The 3616-nt window shown below is 72.0% G+C and carries 2 protein-coding genes; both read right to left on the bottom strand.

Features of this window, described 5'->3' with window-relative positions; all coding sequences use genetic code 11:
• Positions 1-89 precede the first annotated feature (89 nt).
• The gene (locus tag AN218_RS17665) at positions 90-1076 is read right to left on the bottom strand and encodes an SPFH domain-containing protein (protein ID WP_070017857.1); all 987 of its coding nucleotides are present in this window, start codon (positions 1074-1076) and stop codon (positions 90-92) included.
• A 186-nt stretch (positions 1077-1262) separates the two neighbouring features.
• Positions 1263-3616, bottom strand: a 2354-nt coding sequence (locus AN218_RS17660) for an ABC transporter permease (RefSeq protein ID WP_338059627.1), incomplete at its 5' end; no start/stop codon positions are given.

Here is a 3616-nt window from a genome sequence, read left to right as displayed (position 1 = left end):
CGCGGCCCCCGCGCCCCCGCCCTCCGCGCCGCCGCCCGGCGGTGCGGAGTCCGCGGGCTGCGCGGAGCCGTCGCGTTCAGGCGGGTCCGTCACTGGTAGAGCGACCCGGTGTTCATGACCGGCTGCGGCGAGCGGTCACCGCAGAGGACCACCAGCAGATTGCTGACCATCGTGGCCCTGCGCTCCTCGTCCAGCTCCACGAAGTCCTGTGCGGCGATACGGGTGATGGCGTCCTCGACCATGCCGCACGCGCCCTCGACGATCGTCTTGCGGGCGGCGACGACGGCACCGGCCTGCTGCCGCTGGAGCATCGCGGAGGCGATCTCCGGCGCGTAGGCGAGGTGCGTGAAGCGGGACTCGACGATCTTCACGCCGGCCGCCTCGACCCGCAGGGTCAGCTCGGCGGCGAGCTTCTCGGTGATCTCCTCGGCGTTGCCGCGGAGCGAGAGTCCGCCCTCGTCGTGGGAGTCGTAGGGGTACTCGATGGCGATGTGCCGCACGGCCGCCTCGGTCTGGGTGGCGACGAACTCGACGAAGTCGTCCACCGCGAAGGTCGCCTGGGCGGTGTCCTGGACCTGCCAGACCACGACCGCGGCCAGCTCGATCGGGTTGCCGTAGGCGTCGTTGACCTTCAGCACCGCGGTCTCGTGGTTGCGCACCCGCGTGGAGATCTTGCTGCGGCTGGTGAGCGGGTTGACCCAACGCAGCCCGTCCGTACGGATGGTGCCGGTGTAGCGCCCGAAGAGCTGTACGACGCGGGCCTCGCCCGGAGCGACCATGTTCAGGCCGCACATCGCGAACACCGAGCCGATGAGCACCAGGACGCCGACGACGATCAGCGCCGCCCCGGGCCCGCCGGAGCCGCCGGAGGCGAGGCTGCCGCCGAGGACTATGCCGCCCACGCCCAGCAGAAAGCCGATGAGGCCCAGCAGCAGGGCGAGTCCGCCGGGGATGCTGTGCGCGGTGACCTCGCGGACCTCCGGCGCCGGCATGTCCGGGCCGTCCTGCGGCTCGGCGTCCGGTGCCGAATGCGCCGTGTTCTTCGGTGTGTTGGGTGCCGGATCCTGCGCTGACATAGGGGGTCCCCCGTCTCCGTGTCGAGTACGCGGCGCACTCCTGCCGTTCACCGCGTCTAGCAAAGTGATATCACTTTAACGCGAAAACACGGTTCCGGCCAGCATGGGGGCCTGGCCGGAACCGTGAACCGGTGGGAGCGGCTTCTCAGGGCAGCGCGTGCGGCGGCCCGGAGGAGGTCCCTCGCCTCACTCCGTACGCAGCCCGTCCGGCCGCATCATCCGCCACAGGAACGGCAGGCTGACCAGCGTCACCAGGGCGATCACACCGGCGCCCGCGGCCGCGGTCGGCAGGAAGACCAGCCAGTCCGCGCCGCCCTCGTCGCTCGTCATCCGCAGCAGCGCCCAGCCCAGGCCCAGTCCGAAGGCGACCGCCAGCCCGATGCCGAGCACGACCGGCACCGCCGTCTGCCACAGCACCGAGACCCCGAGGGTGGAGCGCTTGGTGCCGAAGGCCACCAGCACGGACAACTGCCGCTTGCGCTCCCGCAGTTGCTCCAGCATCGAGACGGTCATGCTGGCGCCGATCAGCAGCAGCACCGCGACCGAGGCCGCCAGGACCGCACTGGTGAGAGTGCCCACGTCCTCGGCCGTCTCCTGGTCGGCGGACTCCCAGAGGGTGAAGGACGGGTCGGTGCGGAAGACCGTCGTACGCAGCTCCTCCAGCGCCTTCCCGGTGCGCTCGGTGATCGCCCAGCCCTGGAACGAGGGCGACTCCAGCCGCTTCTCGTCCAGCACCGAGGGCGTGACGAGCAGCCCGTCCGCGGCGACGCCCTCCGGCGGCTTGATGCTCCGTACGCTGCGGGCGGAGTCCGGCACCCGCCAGGTGTACTCGCCCTTCTGGCTGTCGTCGCCCGGCGTCTTGTCGAGCGTGAGCTGCATCCCCGGCTTCACCCGGGGCGAGGGGTCCCCCTCCATGCCCTCGGCGCCCTCGCCCTTCTTCGGGCGGGCGAGGAAGACGTCGCCGTCGCGGCACTCGCCGACGTGGGCCAGGGCGCGCAGCGTCCTGCAACCGGCGACCTGGACCTCGGCGCCGTCCTCGGAGCCGCGGAGCTCCACCCAGGACTGGAGATAGCCGCTCGCCTCGGTCACGCCCTCCGTCTCCTTCAGGGAACGGGTGAGCCGCTCGGCGGCGGCGAGACTGCTCTGCGGTCCGTACACGTCGATCTGCGTCTGCGCGCCGCTCAGGTTCTCGTTGTTCTCCTCCCCGACCTGTACGACGGAGAAGAGGAGTTGGAGCGCGATCGCACCGGCCACCGCGACGGTGATGCCGCTGACGGCCCGGGTGGCGTTGCCGCTGTTGAGCTGCAGCCGGCGCACGGCGAGCTGCCAGGAGAGCGGGCCGCCGAGCAGCCGTCCCACGATGCGCTCGACCAGCCACGGCAGCAGCAGGACGATGCCGCTGAGCAGCAGCACCACACCGGAGATGACCTGCGCCTCCGCGACGTCGCCGGCGCTGTTCTGCAGCGAACCGGCCAGCGGGAGCAGCAGCGCCGCACCGGCCGCGGGCGGCAGCAGACGCCACCACAGCCGCCGCTTGCGCTGCTCGCTCTTGCGCACCAGGCCCAGCGGCTCGATCGCCACACCGCGCAGCGCGAAGATGGTCACGGCCACCGCCGTGAGCGGCACACCGACGGCGATCAGCAGCCCCAGCAGCGGCCCCGGCGTGACGTCCTCGGGGAAGACGCTGATGCGGAACAGCACGATGTGGCCGATGAACGCCCGGCCCAGCAGGAAGAACCAGCCGCCGAGCAGCAGTCCCAGCAGCGCGCCGACCAGCGTCTCGCCGGCCGCCATCCGCCGGGCGGTGGCGACGTCGGCGCCGATCAGCCGCAGCGCGGCGAGCCGTGAGTCGCGTTGCTCGCCGCCGAACCGTACGGCCGTGGCGATGAAGATGGCGACGGGCATCACCAGAACCGCGCAGGCCACGACGACCAGCAGCAACAGCGCGGGTTCCAGGGGTGCTTCCTCCACGGGACTGCCGAACTTGTCGACGCGGACGGCCCCGTGGGCCTCGGAGAGGTCGTCCGCGCCCTTGTAGAAGGCGAGTTCGTACGGGCCGAGCAGTCCGTCGTCGCCGATCGTGCCGACGACCTTCGCGTCGAGCCGCTCGGCGAGGGCCTTGCCGTCCGGGGAGTCCAGCAGCCGCTTCAGCGCGGGCGAGACGGCCATCTCGCCGGGTGCCGGAATGTGGTCCAGCCCGGGGGGAGTCGCCGGGCTGGACCCGTCGGCCTGTAGCAGACGCCCGTACAACTGGTCGCCGTGGTACCGGTTGTTGGCGTCCTTGGTGAGGACCGAGTATGCGCTGCGGTCGACCGACTCCTCGGTGAAGGCGCCCGAACGCGCCTCGGAGCGCTCGCCGTTGCTGCGGATCAGCTCCGGCACCGCCGCCGCGAGCAGCAGCACGGCCACGCCGAGCGCGACGCCGACCGCCGTCAGCAGCGTACGGAGCCATCCCTGACGGCCGCCGCTCGTCGCGAAGCGGGCGCCCAGCGCCAGATCGCGGGCCCACTCGCCGGGACCGGCGGCGCCGCTGCCGCGCT

Origin of the sequence: Streptomyces nanshensis (genome assembly GCF_001751255.1) — a bacterium.
Classification (GTDB): domain Bacteria; phylum Actinomycetota; class Actinomycetes; order Streptomycetales; family Streptomycetaceae; genus Streptomyces; species Streptomyces nanshensis_A.
Note: the sequence above shows the minus strand (reverse complement) of the source record. Positions and strands in the feature narration are given on the sequence as shown.